Raw genomic sequence first — 18,258 nt, forward strand, 5'->3', positions numbered from 1 at the left:
GCCACCCCGCTCGCTTTGAGCTTGTGGCTTGAAACTTGAAACTTGCAGCTGTTTTTTAGATATCCAGCAACAGACGCGCCGGATCTTCCAGCAGGTTCTTGATGGTCACCAGGAAGGTCACAGCTTCTTTGCCATCGATCAGACGGTGATCGTAGGACAGTGCCAGGTACATCATCGGACGGATAACGACCTGACCGTTGATGGCCATAGGACGCTGGATGATGTTGTGCATGCCCAGAATCGCTGCCTGCGGCGGGTTGACGATCGGGGTCGACATCATCGAACCGAAGGTACCACCGTTGGTGATGGTGAAGGTACCACCGGTCATCTCGTCCATCGACAGTTTGCCGTCACGGGCTTTTTTGCCGAATGTTGCGATGCCGCCTTCGATTTCAGCCAGGCTCATCAGTTCGGCGTTACGCAGAACCGGAACAACCAGGCCGCGGTCGCTGGAAACGGCAACGCCGATGTCAGCGTAGCCGTGGTAAACGATGTCAGCGCCGTCGATCGATGCGTTGACAGCCGGGAAGCGTTTCAGCGCTTCGGTAGCGGCTTTCACGAAGAACGACATGAAGCCCAGGCGTACGCCGTTGTGGGACTTCTCGAACAGGTCCTTGTACTTCGAACGCAGGGCCATGACTTCAGTCATGTCGACTTCGTTGAAAGTGGTCAGCATCGCCATGTTCGACTGCGCTTCAACCAGACGCTTGGCCACGGTGGCACGCACGCGGGTCATCGGTACGCGCTTCTCGATGCGGTCGCCAGCGGCGAACACAGGAGCGGCGGCCGAAGGAGCAGCAGCCTTGGCAGGCGCGGCAGCCGGAGCGGCTTTCTTGGCAGCAACAGCCGCAACCACGTCTTCCTTGGTCACACGACCGCCTTTGCCGGTGCCGGCAACGGAAGCGATGTTGATGCCGTTTTCTTCAGCCAGCTTGCGCGCAGCCGGTGCAGCAACAGGATCGTCTTCGCCTTCGGCGGCAGCCGGTGCAGCGGCAGCAGCGGCCGGAGCAGCAGCGGCGGCTGGAGCAGCGGCAGCAGCGCCACCCGCTTCGATGGAGCCCAGCACTTCGTCGGACAGAACGGTGTCGCCTTCGTTCTTGACGATTGCGCCCAGCACGCCGTCAGCGGTAGCCAGAACTTCCAGTACGACTTTGTCAGTTTCGATGTCGACGATCAGGTCGTCACGCTTGACGGCGTCGCCCGGTTTTTTGTGCCAGGTGGCAACGGTGCCATCGGCAACCGATTCCGGGAAAGTGGGGGCTTTGATCTCGATAGCCATTATCTGTAGTTCCTTAAATTCGGTTTCAGGTGCGCGAAGGCGTTAAATGGTAAACGCGTCTTGCAGGAGTTTTTCCTGCTGCTCGGCGTGCATCGATGCGTAACCACAAGCAGGTGCAGCAGAAGCCTCACGGCCCGCGTACTCAAGTACGAGAGACTTGTCGAGGTTGCTGATGCTGCGGCGCAAGTGATGCTGGCTGCAGTACCAGGCGCCCTGGTTCATCGGCTCTTCCTGACACCAAACGGCATTTTTGACGTTGGTGTACGGAGCCAGGACTTCTTTCAAGTCGTCCTCAGGGAATGGATACAACTGCTCGATACGCACGATGGCGATATCTTCACGGCCTTCGGCACGGCGTTTTTCCAGCAGATCGTAGTAGACCTTGCCGCTGCACAGAACAACGCGCTCGACCTTTTTCGGGTCCAGTGCATCGATTTCCGGGATAACGGTCTGGAACGAACCTTCGGCCAGATCTTCCAGGGTCGAGATGGCCAGCTTGTGGCGCAGCAGCGACTTTGGAGTCAGCACGATCAACGGCTTGCGCAGCGGACGAATCACCTGACGACGCAGCAAGTGGTAGATCTGTGCTGGCGTGGTCGGTACAGCTACCTGAATGTTGTGCTCGGCGCACAGTTGCAGGTAACGCTCAAGACGTGCCGAGCTATGCTCAGGGCCCTGACCTTCGTAACCGTGTGGCAGCAACATGGTCAGACCGCACAGACGGCCCCACTTGTGCTCGCCGCTGGTGATGAACTGGTCGATAACAACCTGTGCACCGTTGGCGAAGTCGCCGAACTGGGCTTCCCAGATCACCAACGCTTCTGGCGTGGTGGTCGAGTAACCATATTCGAAAGCCAGTACCGCTTCTTCCGACAGGAACGAGTCGTACAGGTCAAAGCGTGGCTGACCGTCGTACAGGTGTGCCAGCGGAATGTAGGTGCCCGCGTCTTTCTGGTTGTGCAACACAGCGTGACGGTGCGAGAACGTACCGCGGCCGATGTCCTGACCGGTCATGCGAATCGGGTGACCTTCGAACGCCAGGGTCGCGTACGCCATGGTTTCGGCGTAACCCCAGTTGATCGGCAGGCCGCCGGCTTGCATTTTCTGACGGTCTTCGTAGATCTTCGCAACCTGACGCTGAACAACGAAGCCGTCCGGAATTTCCAGCAGCTTGGCGGACAGTTCTTGCAGGGTCTTCAGATCGAAACGCGTGTCGTGACGCGCAGTCCAGGCGTGGCCCAGATACGGACGCCAGTCCACGAACAACTCTTTGTTCGGCTCTTTGACCAGCGATTTCACTACGTGCAGACCGTTGTCCAGCGCGTTGCGGTATTCGTCGACCTTGGCCTGAACACGCTCAACGTCCAGTACACCGGACTGAGTCAGACGATCAGCGTACAGCTCACGGGTGGTGCGCTGCTTGGTGATCTGCTGATACATCAGAGGCTGAGTGCCGCTTGGCTCGTCAGCTTCGTTGTGGCCGCGACGACGGTAGCAGACCAGGTCGATCACCACGTCACGCTTGAACTGCATGCGGTAGTCGATGGCCATCTGGGTGACGAACAACACAGCTTCCGGATCATCACCATTCACATGGAGGATCGGCGCCTGGATCATCTTCGCAACGTCGGTGGCGTACTCGGTGGAACGCGAGTCCAGCGGGTTGCTGATGGTGAAACCAACCTGGTTGTTGATCACGATGTGCACGGTACCGCCGGTCTTGAAACCGCGGGTCTGCGACATCTGGAAGGTTTCCATGACCACGCCCTGACCTGCAAAAGCAGCGTCGCCGTGGATGGAGATCGGCAGAACCTTCTCACCGGTCGGGTCGTTACGACGATCCTGACGGGCGCGAACCGAACCTTCTACCACCGGGGAAACGATTTCCAGGTGGGACGGGTTGAACGCCATGGCCAGGTGAACTTCACCGCCGGCGGTCATCACGTTGGACGAGAAGCCCTGGTGATATTTAACGTCACCGGAACCCAGCTCGACCTTCTTCTTGCCTTCGAACTCGTCGAACAGCTCGCGCGGGTTCTTGCCGAAGGTGTTGACCAGTACGTTCAGACGGCCACGGTGGGCCATGCCGATGACGACTTCCTTGGTGCCGTAGGAACCGGAACGCTGGATCAGTTCGTCGAGCATCGGAATCAGGCTTTCGCCGCCTTCCAGACCGAAACGCTTGGTGCCCGGGTATTTGGTGCCCAGGTATTTTTCCAGGCCTTCACCGGCAGTCACGCGCTCAAGCAGGTGGCTCTTGATGTCGGCGGAGTACGTCGGACGACCACGCACGCTTTCCAGACGCTGCTGGAACCACTGGCGCTGCTCGGAATCGGTGATATGCGTAAATTCAGCGCCGATGGTGCGGCAATATGTCTGCTGCAACGCTTCGTGAATTTCGCGTAGGCTCGCTTCCTCTTTGCCGATGAACAGGTCGCCGGCACGGAAGGTCGTATCAAGATCGGCATTGGTCAAGCCGTAATGATTGATCGACAGGTCTGCAGGTGCAGGACGCTGCCACAGCCCCAGCGGGTCAAGCTGGGCTGCCTGGTGGCCACGCATACGGTAGGCCTGGATCAATCGCAGCACTTCAACTTGCTTCTTCTCGTGCTCACTGCTCACGCTCCCGGCGGAAACCGGTTGAGCGCGGCGCTGGTTCTTTGCCAGCAGCACGAAATGATCGCGAATTGTGGAGTGCGAAACATCAGTGGCAGAGTTGCCGTCGGCAGGCAACTTCTGAAAGTAGGTGCGCCACTCTTCTGGCACAGCGTTAGGGTCGTGCAGGTAGAGCTCATAAAGCTCTTCCACATAGGCAGCGTTTCCACCTGAAAGGTAGGCGCTGTTCCACATGCGCTGCATCACGCTTTCTTGCATGCTTGGTCACCCTCGGTTAGGGGAACACCATCGGCGTCGACACCGAGCAAACTTGCAGAAGTCCGAATGCAGCGACTAAAACAAGCCACTTAGGATCACACTGATAGTCCGGGTACCAGCCCGGATGCCCCTGCTTGTCTCATTTCTTCAAAATAAGAGCGGCAGCTTGTGGCTGCTGCTCTGGTTATAGCCATGACGCGGGTTGAAGCCCGCGCCACAGCCTCTACGGTACAGCGGTTACAGCAGCTGAATCACACGCCGCTCGAAAGCAGCATGTTACGGATGTGACCGATGGCCTTAGTCGGGTTCAGGCCTTTCGGACATACGTTGACGCAGTTCATGATGCCCCGGCAGCGGAATACGCTGAACGGGTCATCGAGCGAAGCCAGACGCTCGGTAGTCTTGGTGTCACGGCTGTCTGCCAGGAAGCGATAAGCTTGCAGCAGTGCAGCTGGACCCAGGAACTTGTCCGGGTTCCACCAAAAGGACGGGCACGAAGTCGAGCAGCAAGCGCACAGGATGCACTCGTACAGACCGTCGAGCTTTTCACGCTCTTCTGGCGACTGCAGACGCTCGATGGCCGGAGCCGGCGTGTCGTTCTGCAGGTAAGGCTTCACCTTCTCGTATTGCTTGTAGAAGATGCTCATATCGACGACCAGGTCACGAATAACCGGCAAACCTGGCAGTGGACGAACAACCAACTTGTTACCTTTTACAACAGCAGACAGCGGCGTGATGCACGCCAGACCGTTCTTGCCGTTGATGTTCATGCCGTCGGAACCGCAAACACCTTCACGGCAAGAGCGACGATAGGAGAATCCCTCGTCCTGCTCTTTGATCAGGGCCAGTACGTCCAGCACCATCAGATCTTTACCACCGGTATCGATCTGGAATTCCTGCATGAACGGCGCGGCGTCCTGATCAGGGTTGTAACGATAAACGCTGACTTGCAACATGGCGGCCACCCTTAATAAGTCCGAATCTTAGGTTCAAAAGTCGGAACAGTCTTCGGCGAGAAGTTCACGGCACGCTTGGTGACGCGCTTGTCACCCGGGAAGTACAGGGTGTGGCACAGCCAGTTTTCGTCGTCACGGTCTTCGAAGTCTTCACGGGCGTGAGCACCGCGCGACTCTTTGCGGACTTCAGCGGCGATGGCGGTAGCTTCAGCCACTTCCAGCAGGTTTTGCAGTTCCAGCGCTTCGATACGGGCAGTGTTGAACGCCTGCGACTTATCGTTGATCTTCACGTTGGCGATGCGGGTACGCAGGTCAGCAAGCTGAGCGATACCTTTCTGCATGTATTCGCCGGTACGGAACACACCGAAGTAGTTCTGCATGCAGTTCTGCAGCTCGCGACGCAGGGTTGCCACGTCTTCACCGTCGGTACGGCTGTTCAGCGCGTTCAGACGCGACAGGGCAGCTTCGATGTCGGCTTCGGTAGCGTCGTCGTATTCGATGCCGTCGGTCAGGGCTTTTTCCAGGTGCAGGCCAGCAGCGCGGCCGAATACCACCAGGTCGAGCAGCGAGTTGCCGCCCAGACGGTTGGCACCGTGAACCGATACGCAAGCCACTTCGCCTACCGCGAACAGACCAGGAATGATCTGATCGACGCCTTCAGCGTTCTGGGTGATCGCCTGGCCGTGAATGTTGGTGGCAACGCCGCCCATCATATAGTGGCAAGTCGGAACAACCGGAACCGGCGCAACAACCGGGTCAACGTGAGCGAAAGTCTTCGACAGTTCGCAGATGCCTGGCAGACGGCTGTGCAGTACTTCCTCGCCCAGGTGGTCGAGCTTGAGCAGTACGTGATCGCCATTCGGACCGCAACCGTTGCCGGCGATGATTTCTTTAACCATCGAGCGAGCAACCACGTCACGACCAGCAAGGTCTTTGGCGTTCGGAGCATAGCGCTCCATGAAACGCTCGCCGTGCTTGTTGATCAGGTAACCACCTTCACCACGGCAACCTTCGGTAACCAGTACACCGGCGCCGGCGATGCCGGTCGGGTGGAACTGCCACATTTCGATGTCTTGTACCGGCACGCCAGCACGCAGAGCCATGCCGACGCCGTCACCGGTGTTGATCAGGGCGTTGGTGGTGGACGCGTAGATACGACCTGCACCGCCGGTAGCCAATACGGTGGCTTTAGCGCGGATGTAGGTGGTTTCGCCGGTTTCGATGCAGATCGCGATCACACCGACGAAGTCGCCTTCCTGGTTTTTCACCAGATCGACAGCGTAGTACTCGTTCAGGAACGTGGTACCGGCTTTCAGGTTGCCCTGATAAAGGGTGTGCAGCAGCGCGTGACCGGTACGGTCGGAAGCGGCGCACGTACGGGCAGCCTGCCCGCCTTTGCCGTAGTCCTTGGACTGACCACCGAACGGACGCTGGTAGATACGGCCCTGTTCGGTACGCGAGAACGGCATGCCCATGTGGTCCAGCTCATAAACAGCAGCCGGGCCTTCCTGACACATGTATTCGATAGCGTCCTGGTCACCGATGTAGTCGGAACCCTTGACGGTATCGTACATGTGCCAGCGCCAGTCATCGTTCGGGTCAGCGGACGCGATTGCGCACGTGATGCCGCCCTGGGCGGATACAGTGTGCGAACGGGTCGGGAAAACCTTGGTGATCACGGCAGTCTTGTGACCGCCCTGTGCCAGCTGCAGCGCAGCGCGCATGCCGGCACCGCCACCACCAATAATGATGGCGTCGAAAGAAATCGTTGGAATGTTAGCCATGAATCAGATACCCCAGAGAATCTGCACACCCCAGACGAAGTAAGCGAACATCGCGACGCCGCATACTGCCTGGAAAAGGAAACGTACTGCAGTCGCGGACTTGCCCAGCGCCATCGGCGTCAGGTAGTCGGTCGCGATGGTCCACATGCCGACCCAGGCGTGAGCGCCAAGGGCAACGAGGGCCAGCAGACTGAAGATACGCATCCCGTTGTGAGCGAACAGGCCGTGCCACTGGTCGTAGCCAATGCCCGGATTCGCTGCAAGGTATCCGATCAGGAAGATGAAATAAGCCGCGAGAACAACCGCAGACACACGTTGCGCCATCCAGTCATAGAGGCCCGAACGCGAAAGGTTCGTAACGCTGGTTACCATATCCAAACTCCTGCCAGAACGATCAGCACCACGGAAATGGCGATGATGATTTTCGAGCCCAGGCGGCCGCCTTCCAGCGTCTCACCGATGCCCATGTCCATGATCAAGTGGCGCACACCGGCTACCAAGTGATACAGCAGAGCGGACAGGAGGCCCCATGCTACGAACTTGGCCAGCGGGCTGGTCAAGCATGCCTTCACTTCGGCAAAACCTTCCTCGGAACCCAGGGATTTGCCCAATGCATAAAGCATGAAGCCAAGGCCCAGGAAGAGGATGATGCCGGAAACACGGTGAAGAAACGACGTAACGCCGGTGATGGGGAGTTTGATGGTCCTTAGGTCTAGGTTTACAGGTCGTTGGCTTTTCACGGCTTTTTTTTCACACTGAAGAGCCCCTAACAATCAGGGCAAAGTTGTTGGGGAGTGCACTGGTCAGGTAACCACCACCCAGGGATGCGACCCCCAATAAAGCAGGCCCAAAAGCCCTTGGCGGTCGGTGGCCGAGTATAGACAGTTAGGCTACTAATGACAACGCAATCACCTACCCCCAATAGCTGATTGCACAAGTTGCATAAAAGGCGTAAATGGCAGTCAATTTCGAGGAAAAAGTGCGCTTAAAGCCTTCTGGAGCAAGACTTTAGGCAAATTGACATTCGAATTTATCTCACTATAGTGGTGCGGGCCCTGCGTGGGGGGTCTGTCTGATGGTTCAAGCATAAATAGGAGGCCACATGGCTGACAAAAAAGCGCAGTTGATCATCGAGGGCGCAGCCCCCGTCGAGCTGCCCATTTTAACCGGCACCGTTGGTCCCGATGTAATCGATGTTCGGGGCCTGACGGCCACGGGCCGCTTCACTTTCGACCCTGGTTTCATGTCGACCGCTTCGTGCGAATCGAAGATCACCTATATCGACGGCGACAACGGCATTCTGCTGCACCGCGGCTACCCGATCGAACAGCTGGCTGAAAAATCGGACTACCTGGAAACCTGCTACCTGCTGCTCAACGGCGAACTGCCGACCGCAGAACAGAAGGCCCAGTTCGTCAGCACCGTGAAAAACCACACCATGGTTCACGAGCAGCTGAAAACCTTCTTCAACGGCTTCCGTCGCGACGCCCACCCAATGGCCGTCATGTGCGGTGTAGTCGGCGCCCTCTCGGCCTTCTACCACGACTCCCTCGACATCAATAACCCGCAGCATCGCGAAATCTCCGCGATCCGTCTGGTTGCCAAGATGCCGACCCTGGCAGCGATGGTTTACAAGTACTCCATGGGCCAACCCATGATGTACCCGCGCAACGACCTGACGTACGCGGAAAACTTCCTGCACATGATGTTCAACACCCCGTGCGAGATCAAACCGATCAGCCCGGTACTCGCCAAGGCCATGGACCGGATCTTCATCCTCCACGCCGACCACGAGCAGAACGCTTCGACCTCCACCGTGCGCCTGGCCGGCTCTTCGGGTGCCAACCCGTTCGCCTGTATCGCCGCCGGTATCGCCGCACTGTGGGGCCCTGCCCACGGCGGCGCGAACGAAGCCGTGTTGACCATGCTTGACGAGATTGGCGATGTGTCGAACATCGACAAGTTCATCGCCAAGGCCAAGGACAAGAACGATCCGTTCAAACTGATGGGCTTCGGTCACCGCGTTTACAAGAACCGCGATCCTCGCGCGACTGTAATGAAGCAGACCTGCGACGAAGTACTGAAGGAACTGGGCATCAACAACGATCCGCAACTCGAACTGGCCATGCGCCTGGAAGAGATCGCGCTGACCGACCCGTACTTCATCGAGCGCTCGCTGTACCCGAACGTCGACTTCTACTCGGGGATCATCCTCAAGGCGATCGGCATTCCAACCAGCATGTTCACCGTGATTTTCGCGCTGGCACGTACTGTTGGCTGGATTTCGCACTGGAAAGAGATGCTCTCCAGCCCGTACAAGATTGGCCGTCCGCGCCAGCTGTACACCGGCTACGAGTCGCGTGATATTTCCAAGCTGGAAGACCGTAAATAAGATCTGTCTTGCGATAGGTTTTTAAGTTGTATCGGGAACGGCCTCTATTTATATAGGGGCCGTTTTTGTTTGTGCCGTGGCGGTTTTATTGGATTAGGGGCATATCCGATGCTGCGGGAGCCGCCGCTGGCGGTTTCGCCCTTACAGCAACTCACTTTTCCAAACGCCGAAAAGTAAGCAAAAGGCTTGGCCCCGGCGTACGGCACTTCGCTGAGGCTCAGTGTTCCCTCGCTACGGCGTCCATCCGGGGGCATCGCCTACGGTTTGCTTCGCTGCACCTCCTCTCGATGTATGCGGCTGCGCCGCACGGCGCTGCGCGCCTACCCCCGGATGAACACCTACGCTCGGCCTGCCGATGGGGCAAAAGATCAAAGGCCGAAGCCAAAGCCAGATCAAGATCACAAACCAGATCAAGAGCCCCTCACCCTAGCCCTCTCCCGGAGGGAGAGGGAACTGACCAAGGTGATTGCGAGAGCTACGCCGACGTGCGATACCGCGGTGAACTCATGCCTTGAAACACCCACAGATCGGCCCCCTCTCCCTCCCGGGGGGAGAGGGAACTGACCGAGGTGATTGCGAGAGCTACGCCGACGTGCGATACCGCGGTGAACTCAGGTCTTGAAACACCCACAGATCGGCCCCCTCTCCCTCCGGGAGAGGGCTGGGGTGAGGGGCGAATCCACAACCAATCCAAAGCCGAGCGCGCTGTTGCTCCTCACCACTCAACAGGATGAGCGTTAGCTCGGCTGCAGCTCTTGATCTGTAAGGCGACGTCGGAAGGCTGAGCGGAGGGATTGATCCGGGGGGTGGGAGCATAGCGACCGTTTGGCGCAGCCAAACACAGCGAGAGGAGGTGCAGCGAAGCAAACCGTAGGCGCTGCGCCCGGATCGATCCCGCAGCGAAGGAACCCCGAGCTCCAGCGAGCGGGCCGCACGTAGGAGCAAGCGTTTTTTGCTTACTTTTTTTGGCGTTTGAAAAAAAGTGAGTCGCCGTAAGGGCGAAACCCTAAGCCGCCGTTACCGCAGCAACGGATATGTACAAAATCCACACAAAAAGCACAGCCTGCCCGATAACCGCCCACAAAAAATGCCCCGATCTCTCAACCGGGGCATTCAGCACAACATTACCAAACCATCAAACCATCAATGCGAAACCGCCCCGCTCGCCCCCAACCCAGTCTGCGAACGCACAAACTGCGGGAAGAACAGCGCACGTTCTTTGTCCGCAGCCGCCGACTTGTCAGTAATCGAGAAGAACCAGATCCCGACAAAGGCAATGATCATCGAAAACAACGCCGGATACTCATAAGGGAAGATCGCCTTCTCGTGATGCAGAATCTGCACCCAAATGGTCGGCCCGAGAATCATCAAACCCACCGCACTGATCAACCCCAACCACCCACCAATCATCGCACCACGAGTCGTCAGCTTCTTCCAGTACATCGAAAGCAACAGCACCGGGAAGTTGCAGCTCGCCGCAATCGAGAACGCCAGACCCACCATGAACGCAATGTTCTGGCTTTCGAACAAAATACCCAGGCCAATCGCCAGGATCCCCAGTGCGATGGTGGTGATCTTCGAAACGCGAATCTCATCCTTGTCGTTAGCCTTGCCCTTCTTGATCACGCTGGCATACAGGTCGTGAGACACCGCCGAAGCACCGGCCAGCGTCAAACCTGCCACTACCGCCAGAATGGTCGCAAACGCTACCGCCGAGATGAAGCCGAGGAAGATACTGCCGCCCACCGCGTCAGCCAGGTGCACCGCCGCCATGTTGTTGCCGCCGAGCAGAGCGCCCGCTGCATCTTTGAAGGCCGGGTTGGTGCTGACCAGCAGGATCGCGCCGAAGCCGATGATGAAGGTCAGGATGTAGAAGTAACCAATGAAGCCGGTCGCGTACAGCACGCTCTTACGCGCTTCTTTTGCGTCGCTCACAGTGAAGAAGCGCATCAGGATGTGTGGCAGGCCAGCGGTACCGAACATCAGTGCCAGGCCCAGCGAGAACGCCGAAATCGGATCTTTCACCAGACCGCCCGGGCTCATGATCGCTTCACCTTTCGGGTGAACCTTGATCGCCTCGGAGAACAGCATGTTGAAGTCGAAGTTGACGTGCTTCATCACCATCAGCGCCATGAACGAGGCACCGGACAGCAACAACACGGCTTTGATGATCTGCACCCAGGTGGTCGCGAGCATGCCGCCGAACAGCACGTACATGCACATCAGGATACCGACCAGAATCACCGCCACGTAGTAGTCGAGACCGAACAGCAGCTGGATCAGCTTGCCGGCACCGACCATTTGCGCGATCAGGTAGAACGCCACTACCACCAGCGAGCCGCAGGCGGACAGAGTGCGTATCTGGGTTTGCCCGAGGCGGTAGGACGCCACGTCGGCAAAAGTGTACTTACCCAGGTTACGCAGACGCTCGGCGATCAGGAACAGAATGATCGGCCAGCCCACCAGGAAGCCGATCGAGTAGATCAGACCATCGTAGCCGGAGGTGAACACCAGCGCGGAAATCCCCAGGAAGGACGCCGCCGACATGTAGTCACCGGCAATCGCCAGACCGTTCTGGAAACCGGTGATCTTGCCGCCCGCCGCATAGTAGTCGGCAGCCGACTTGTTACGTTTGGATGCCCAGTACGTGATGCACAGGGTGGCGCCAACGAACACTACGAACATGGCGATCGCGGCGACGTTGAGCGGTTGTTTGTGGACTTCGCCGGTCAGGGCGTCAGCGGCCCAGACGGCTGGCGCGAACGCCGAGATGCTCAGAAGAGCCAGTAGACGCCGGATCATTGCTGAGCCTCCTTGAGAATCGCATTGTTCAGGTCGTCGAACTCGCCATTGGCGCGGCGCACGTAGATAGCGGTCAGGATGAAGGCCGAGACAATCAGCCCGACACCGATCGGGATGCCCCATGTGATGGATGATTCAGGACTGATCTTCGCCCCGAGCACTTGCGGCCCATAAGCGATCAGCAGGATGAATGCCGAGTAAAGCCCTAGCATGATCGCCGAGAGTATCCAGGCGAATCGTTCCCTTTTCTGAACCAGCTCCTTGAAGCGCGGGCTGTTTTGAATCGAGAGGTAAATGCTGTCGTTCATTGTTTTTATCCTCGCAGCACAGATTATTGTTGGAACGTATCCACTCTATGCGGCTTCGGAACAGGTTCCAGACGACCTTAGTATTAGAACGACATGACGTTTTCGCCAATTTTCAGCAGGAATAAATAAATGCAGGAGGGAGCCTGCTCGCGATGGCGTCGTATCAGTCAACATTTTCGTCAACTGACAGAACGCTATCGCGAGCAGGCTCACTCCTACAGGGGGATTGCGGTGTTGTGGTTATTTGGTCCAGTCAGCCACGCGATCCGGGTGTTTGGCTACCCAGTCTTTCGCGGCGGCTTCAGGTTTTGCACCGTCCTGAATCGCCAGCATGACTTCGCCGATTTCGTCTTTCGATGCCCACTGGAAGTTCTTCAGGAACTTGGCCACTTCCGGTGCCTTGGCGTCGAGCTCTTTGCTGCCGATGCTGTTCACGGTTTCAGCCGCGCCGTACACGCCTTTCGGGTCGTCGAGGAAGCGCAGTTTCCACTTGGCGAACATCCAGTGCGGCACCCAACCGGTGACGGCAATGGATTCGTTTTTCTTCTCGGCACGGGTCAGCTCGGCGATCATGCCGGCGCCGGAACTGGCCTTGAGATTGTATTTATCGAGGCCGTAATCCTTGATCGCCTGATCGGTTTTGAGCATCACGCCTGAACCGGCATCGATGCCGACAATGCGATTTTTGAAGGTGTCATCGGTTTTCAGGTCTTCGATCGACTTGGCTTTGACGTACTCCGGCACGATCAGGCCGATTTTTGCGTCCTTGAAGTTCGGGCCGTAATCGACGACCAGATCCTTGTTCTTCGCCCAGTACTCGCCATGGGTGACTGGCAGCCAGGCCGAGAGCATGGCGTCGAGTTTACCGGTGGCAACACCTTGCCACATGATCCCGGTGGCGACGGCTTGCAGCTTCACGTCATAGCCGAGTTTCTGCTTGATCACTTCGGCCGCTACGTGGGTGGTCGCAACGCTGTCGGACCAGCCGTCAACGTAACCGATGTTCAGGGTCTTGGTTTCCGCGCTGGCCAGTGTTGCGCCCATCGCAAGCGCCAGTGCGGCACCTGCGCCTAAAAGTCGTCGCATCTTCATCGTTACTTCCCCGAAATGCTGCGCCCGACGGATGACGGGCGGCGTCAACGTATTGTTATGGTGCACAGCGCCCCCATCACGCCTGACCGCAAACTCGCTGGACCATCAGTGGAGTGCTGACGCTTTGATCATCAACCTCACGCCGCACGCGACCTGCTCTGTCAGCGACCTCAAGACAACGAGAAACGACATCAGAAGGCCATTAATCGCCTCTGAATAATTGACGCCAGACAATCCGCCCGAACTTTGCATGTGCAAATGATGCGAGCCACCAACCCCGGATAAATGCAGGTAACATGCGTCGCTTTGCAGCCACTCGGCCTGACCATGTCCGCGACTTCCCGCTTCCCTTTCCTGCCTTATCTCTTCGCCTGCCTGCTTGGCCTGTTTGCCCTCGGCGGCTTTTGGTACGGCCTCGGCAAACCGGTGATCCTGCCGGACGCCGCAACGCCGACGCACAAACTGCAATGCGCCTCCTACACGCCGTTCGACAAGGACCAGTCGCCGTTCGACGTGCCGTTCAAGCTGCGCCCGGAGCGCATGGACGCCGACCTCGCGTTGCTGGCGACACGCTTTGAATGCATTCGCACCTATTCAATGACCGGCCTTGAAGCGCTGCCCGATCTGGCACGCAAGCACGGTCTGAAATTGATGATCGGCGCCTGGGTCAACAGCAACCCGGTGGACACCGAAAAAGAAGTCGAGCTGCTGATCAAATCGGCCAACGCCAACCCGGACGTGGTCAGCGCGGTGATCGTCGGCAACGAAGCGCTGCTGCGCAAGGAAGTCACCGGCGCGCAACTGGCTCGCCTGATCAACAAGGTCAAGAGCCAGATCAAGCAACCGGTGACCTACGCGGATGTCTGGGAGTTCTGGCTCAAGCACCCGGAAGTCGCGCCGGCAGTGGATTTCCTGACCATTCATTTGCTGCCGTACTGGGAAGATGATCCCTCCAACATCGATGCCGCCCTGCACCACGTGGCAGAGGTGCGTCAGGTGTTCGGCAACAAATTCGCCCCGAAAGACGTGATGATTGGCGAAACCGGCTGGCCGAGCGAAGGCCGCCAGCGTGAAACCGCCCTGCCGAGCCGGGTCAACGAAGCCAAGTTCATTCGTGGTTTTGTCGCCATGGCCGAGAAGGAAGGCTGGCATTACAACCTGATCGAAGCGTTCGATCAGCCATGGAAACGTGGCAGTGAAGGCGCGGTGGGCGGCTACTGGGGGCTGTTCGATGCGGATCGCCAGGACAAAGGTGTGCTCGCCGGGCCAGTGACCAATGTGCCGTACTGGAAGGAATGGCTAGCGGTCGGTGGTTTGATTTTCCTCGCAACCTTGCTGCTGGGCGGTCGCGTGCGTACCACCCGCGCAGCCCTGGTGTTGCCGCTGCTGGGCGCCCTCGCCGCTTGCTCGATGGGCGCGTGGGGGGATCTGGCGCGCGTGACCACACGCTTTACCGGTGAATGGCTGTGGATCGGTTTGCTGACGGTGTTGAATCTGCTGGTGTTGGCGCATGCTGCACTGACGCTCAGCGCGCGTACGGGTTGGCGTGAACGGGCGTTCAGTCTGCTGGAGCGGCGCGCCGGCTGGCTGGTCGCGGCGGCCGGGTTTGCGGCGGCAGTGATGATGCTCGAGATGGTCTTTGACCCGCGTTATCGCAGCTTCGCCAGCATGGCGTTTGTGCTGCCAGCGCTGGTTTACCTGTGCCGCCCGGTAAGCGTGCCACGGCGCGAGATTGCCTTGCTGACGTTTATTGTCGGTGCGGGGATTGCGCCGCAGTTGTATCAGGAAGGTTTGCAGAATCAGCAGGCGTGGGGTTGGGCGTTGGTGAGTGGATTGATGATGGCTGCGTTGTGGCGCTGCCTGCGCATTCGAAAGGACTGATCAAAAGCAAGATCAAAAGATCGCAGCCTTCGGCAGCTCCTACAAGGTGTACGCCATCTCAATGTAGGAGCTGCCGAAGGCTGCGATCTTTTCCATCAGGCGCTACGGGACTCGCGAACCAGACGCAACCCGGCAATCACCAGCGCAAACACCGCAAAAGTGGTGTTGTACAACGCCAGCGCCGGCAGCCCGAACACCAGCGCCAGCACCGCCAGCCACCACCCTGCCCGCCCGGGCAAGACGAAAGCGATCAGCGCCGCACCCAGCGCCGCCCATCCCAGCACCTGAAAATGAATCATCAGCCCGAGGTTGGAACGCAGCTGGCATTCCCAACGGCTGGCCTCATCCACGCAGATGCCCACCCACTTGCCGTCCTCCATAAAGCCATAACGCGCGCCATAACTGGCGGCCAGCCATAACGGCAACAGAACGAGCAACAGAATCACGGGCAAGCGGCGGGACATGAAGCACTCCAATCTTGAGAAATCGGCGGCCAGCTTAATCTGCCGCCAGCCGTGTGCAAGCGCTAACAACAGTTAACTGTTCATTGAAGCGGTGCAAAGTGTATCGTCCAGCTACTATTACTCCGAATTCTGCCTGTTTGGTGCCGATGCATGGCACTTTGGCGCAAACCCGGTGGTCATAGCCTGCGAACTTCATTCGGCACCTTCCTCTAAGGGATCTAGTCATGCTCCGTTCCTTGCGCTTCGCCGCGCTGTTCAGCGGCCTTATTTTGAGTGCGTCCGCACTGGCGGTAGATATCGATGCCGCCAGTTATGGCTACCCCCTGACCAATCCGTTCGAGGCGACCATCGCCACGACCCCGCCGGATTTGCGCCCGGAATTGCCGCTGGACGACGACATCAATCAGTCGGATCGCAGCGTCACTTTGCGCCCGGAGCGTGCGTTTATCCTGCCGGACAATTTCTGGGCAGTGAAAAAACTCACCTACCGCATCGCCACGCAGGACAAGCCGGCGCCACTGATCTTCCTGATCGCCGGCACTGGCGCGCGCTATGACAGCACGCTCAACGAATACCTGAAAAAGCTCTACTACAAGGCCGGCTACCACGTCGTGCAGTTGTCCTCGCCGACCAGCTTCGACTTCATCAGCGCCGCCTCGCGCTTCGCCACCCCGGGCGTGACCAAGGAAGACGCCGAAGACATGTACCGGGTGATGCAGGCCGTGCGCGCGCAAAACCCGAAAGTGCCGGTCACCGAGTACTACCTGACCGGCTACAGCCTCGGCGCCCTCGATGCGGCATTCGTGGCGCACCTCGACGAGACGCGTCGCAGCTTCAACTTCAAGAAAGTCCTGCTGCTCAATCCGCCGGTGAACCTCTACACCTCGATCACCAACCTCGACAAGCTGGTCCAGACCGAGGTCAAGGGCATCAATAACAGCACCACGTTCTATGAACTGGTACTGAGCAAATTGACCCGCTACTTCCAGCAGAAAGGCTACATCGACCTCAACGATGCGCTGCTCTACGACTTCCAGCAGTCCAAGCAGCACCTGACCAACGAACAGATGGCGATGCTGATCGGCACCTCGTTCCGCTTCTCGGCAGCCGACATCGCGTTCACCTCGGACCTGATCAACCGTCGCGGCCTGATCACCCCGCCGAAGTTTCCGATCACCGAAGGCACCAGCCTCACGCCGTTCCTCAAGCGTGCCCTGCAATGCGACTTCGACTGCTACCTGACCGATCAGGTGATTCCGATGTGGCGCGCACGCACCGACGGCGGCAGCCTGCTGCAACTGATCGATCAGGTCAGCCTGTATGCGCTCAAGGATTACCTGCACGACAGCCCGAAAATCGCCGTGATGCATAACGCCGATGACGTGATTCTCGGCCCCGGCGACCTCGGTTTCCTGCGCAAGACCTTCGGTGATCGCCTGACCGTTTACCCACTGGGCGGCCATTGCGGCAACATTAACTACCGCGTCAACAGCGACGCCATGCTGGAGTTCTTCCGTGGCTAAATATCTCCTGCTGATTGCAGCGCTCCTCTGCGCAGGCGTGGCCCAGGCCGACAACAGTAAGGCCAACGCACCCGTCGTGGTCGACAGCGACGGCTTCAAAGAGCCGCTGTCCAAACTGAAATTCAACCCGGGACTGGACCAGCGCGAATTCGAGCGTTCGACGCTCAACGCGCTGAACGTCTACGACCCGCTGGAATCGTGGAACCGTCGGGTTTACCACTTCAACTACCGCTTCGACCAATGGGTATTCCTGCCGGTGGTCGATGGCTATCGCTACGTCACGCCAAGCTTTGTGCGCACCGGTGTGAGCAACTTCTTCAACAACCTCGGCGATGTGCCGAACCTGTTGAACAGCCTGTTGCAGTTCAAAGGTCAGCGCTCGATGGAAACCACCGCGCGCCTGTTGCTCAACACCACCATCGGCATCGCCGGCCTGTGGGACCCGGCGACCGCCATGGGCCTGCCACGCCAGAGCGAAGACTTCGGGCAGACCCTGGGTTTCTACGGTGTACCGGGTGGCGCCTACTTCGTACTGCCGATCTTCGGCCCGTCGAACATTCGTGACACCGCAGGCCTCGCCGTGGATTTCACTGCCGAGTCGGCGATCAACTTCCTCAATGTTTCGGAAGTCAGCTCCAACCACCCGGAAGTCTGGGCCTTGCGCGCCGTCGACAAGCGCTACCAGACCAGCTTCCGTTACGGTCAGATGAACTCGCCGTTCGAGTACGAGAAAGTGCGTTACGTGTACACCGAAGCGCGTAAGTTGCAGATCGCCGAATAGTTTTCGGCAGAAACAAAAAAGGGCCATTCGATGCGAGTCGAATGGCCCTTTTTTTTAAGATCAAGGGATCGCAGCCTGCGGCAGCTCCTACAGAGGGTGCGCGATGCCCATGTAGGAGCTGC

General features: G+C 58.4%; 14 protein-coding genes. 4 read left to right on the forward strand and 10 right to left on the reverse strand.

The window, feature by feature from the left end; genetic code table 11:
• Nucleotides 1–55: 55 nt before the first annotated feature.
• From odhB to sdhC, 6 genes are all read right to left on the reverse strand, one after another.
• Nucleotides 56–1,279: a 2-oxoglutarate dehydrogenase complex dihydrolipoyllysine-residue succinyltransferase gene (gene odhB, locus QOL84_RS10920; RefSeq protein ID WP_201239313.1), complete on the reverse strand. Its 1,224-nt coding sequence runs from the start codon at nt 1,277–1,279 to the stop codon at nt 56–58.
• A 42-nt stretch (nt 1,280–1,321) separates the two neighbouring features.
• Nucleotides 1,322–4,153, reverse strand: a complete 2,832-nt coding sequence (locus tag QOL84_RS10925) for a 2-oxoglutarate dehydrogenase E1 component (RefSeq protein WP_129391069.1) — start codon at nt 4,151–4,153, stop codon at nt 1,322–1,324.
• Nucleotides 4,154–4,404: 251 nt separating this feature from the next.
• Nucleotides 4,405–5,109, reverse strand: a complete 705-nt coding sequence (locus QOL84_RS10930) for a succinate dehydrogenase iron-sulfur subunit (protein WP_129391067.1) — start codon at nt 5,107–5,109, stop codon at nt 4,405–4,407.
• 11 nt (nt 5,110–5,120) lie between these two features.
• The gene (gene sdhA / locus QOL84_RS10935; RefSeq protein WP_129391065.1) at nt 5,121–6,893 is read right to left on the reverse strand and encodes a succinate dehydrogenase flavoprotein subunit; all 1,773 of its coding nucleotides are present in this window, start codon (nt 6,891–6,893) and stop codon (nt 5,121–5,123) included.
• Nucleotides 6,894–6,896: 3 nt separating this feature from the next.
• Nucleotides 6,897–7,265: a succinate dehydrogenase, hydrophobic membrane anchor protein gene (gene sdhD, locus QOL84_RS10940; RefSeq protein WP_007977503.1), complete on the reverse strand. Its 369-nt coding sequence runs from the start codon at nt 7,263–7,265 to the stop codon at nt 6,897–6,899.
• Entirely contained in the window at nt 7,259–7,633 is a 375-nt protein-coding gene (sdhC, locus tag QOL84_RS10945; RefSeq protein WP_045122948.1) for a succinate dehydrogenase, cytochrome b556 subunit, read from the reverse strand. Before sdhC ends, sdhD begins: the two co-directional genes overlap by 7 nt.
• A gap of 362 nt (nt 7,634–7,995) precedes the next feature.
• Between sdhC and gltA the strand changes: the two genes are divergently transcribed.
• Nucleotides 7,996–9,285 carry a citrate synthase gene (gltA, locus tag QOL84_RS10950; RefSeq protein ID WP_007919904.1) on the forward strand — a complete coding sequence of 430 codons (1,290 nt, stop codon included), beginning with the start codon at nt 7,996–7,998 and terminating at the stop codon, nt 9,283–9,285.
• 1,143 nt (nt 9,286–10,428) lie between these two features.
• Here gltA and QOL84_RS10955 read toward each other — a convergent pair.
• The 3 genes from QOL84_RS10955 to QOL84_RS10965 form a co-directional block, all read right to left on the reverse strand.
• Complete coding sequence (locus tag QOL84_RS10955) at nt 10,429–12,087, reverse strand: cation acetate symporter (protein WP_129391062.1); 1,659 nt, start codon at nt 12,085–12,087, stop codon at nt 10,429–10,431.
• Nucleotides 12,084–12,395 carry a DUF485 domain-containing protein gene (locus tag QOL84_RS10960; protein ID WP_129391059.1) on the reverse strand — a complete coding sequence of 104 codons (312 nt, stop codon included), beginning with the start codon at nt 12,393–12,395 and terminating at the stop codon, nt 12,084–12,086. The genes QOL84_RS10955 and QOL84_RS10960 overlap by 4 nt, the downstream gene beginning before the upstream one ends.
• Before the next feature lie 240 nt (nt 12,396–12,635).
• Nucleotides 12,636–13,487, reverse strand: coding sequence for a glycine betaine ABC transporter substrate-binding protein (locus QOL84_RS10965; protein ID WP_283437215.1), 852 nt, complete (start codon nt 13,485–13,487; stop codon nt 12,636–12,638).
• A gap of 285 nt (nt 13,488–13,772) precedes the next feature.
• On the opposite strand from QOL84_RS10965, the gene QOL84_RS10970 reads away from it, so the two are divergent.
• The gene (locus QOL84_RS10970; protein ID WP_283437216.1) at nt 13,773–15,368 is read left to right on the forward strand and encodes a glycoside hydrolase family 17 protein; all 1,596 of its coding nucleotides are present in this window, start codon (nt 13,773–13,775) and stop codon (nt 15,366–15,368) included.
• A 95-nt stretch (nt 15,369–15,463) separates the two neighbouring features.
• On the opposite strand, the gene QOL84_RS10975 is transcribed toward QOL84_RS10970, so the two are convergent.
• Nucleotides 15,464–15,832, reverse strand: a complete 369-nt coding sequence (locus QOL84_RS10975; protein WP_129391049.1) for a hypothetical protein — start codon at nt 15,830–15,832, stop codon at nt 15,464–15,466.
• 224 nt (nt 15,833–16,056) lie between these two features.
• On the opposite strand from QOL84_RS10975, the gene QOL84_RS10980 reads away from it, so the two are divergent.
• Nucleotides 16,057–17,355, forward strand: a complete 1,299-nt coding sequence (locus QOL84_RS10980; protein WP_129391047.1) for a serine/threonine protein kinase — start codon at nt 16,057–16,059, stop codon at nt 17,353–17,355.
• The gene (locus tag QOL84_RS10985) at nt 17,348–18,136 is read left to right on the forward strand and encodes an MlaA family lipoprotein (RefSeq protein WP_129391045.1); all 789 of its coding nucleotides are present in this window, start codon (nt 17,348–17,350) and stop codon (nt 18,134–18,136) included. Before QOL84_RS10980 ends, QOL84_RS10985 begins: the two co-directional genes overlap by 8 nt.
• The last annotated feature ends 122 nt before the right edge of the window (nt 18,137–18,258 follow it).

This window comes from Pseudomonas helmanticensis (genome assembly GCF_900182985.1).
GTDB classification, from domain to species: Bacteria; Pseudomonadota; Gammaproteobacteria; order Pseudomonadales; family Pseudomonadaceae; genus Aquipseudomonas; species Aquipseudomonas helmanticensis.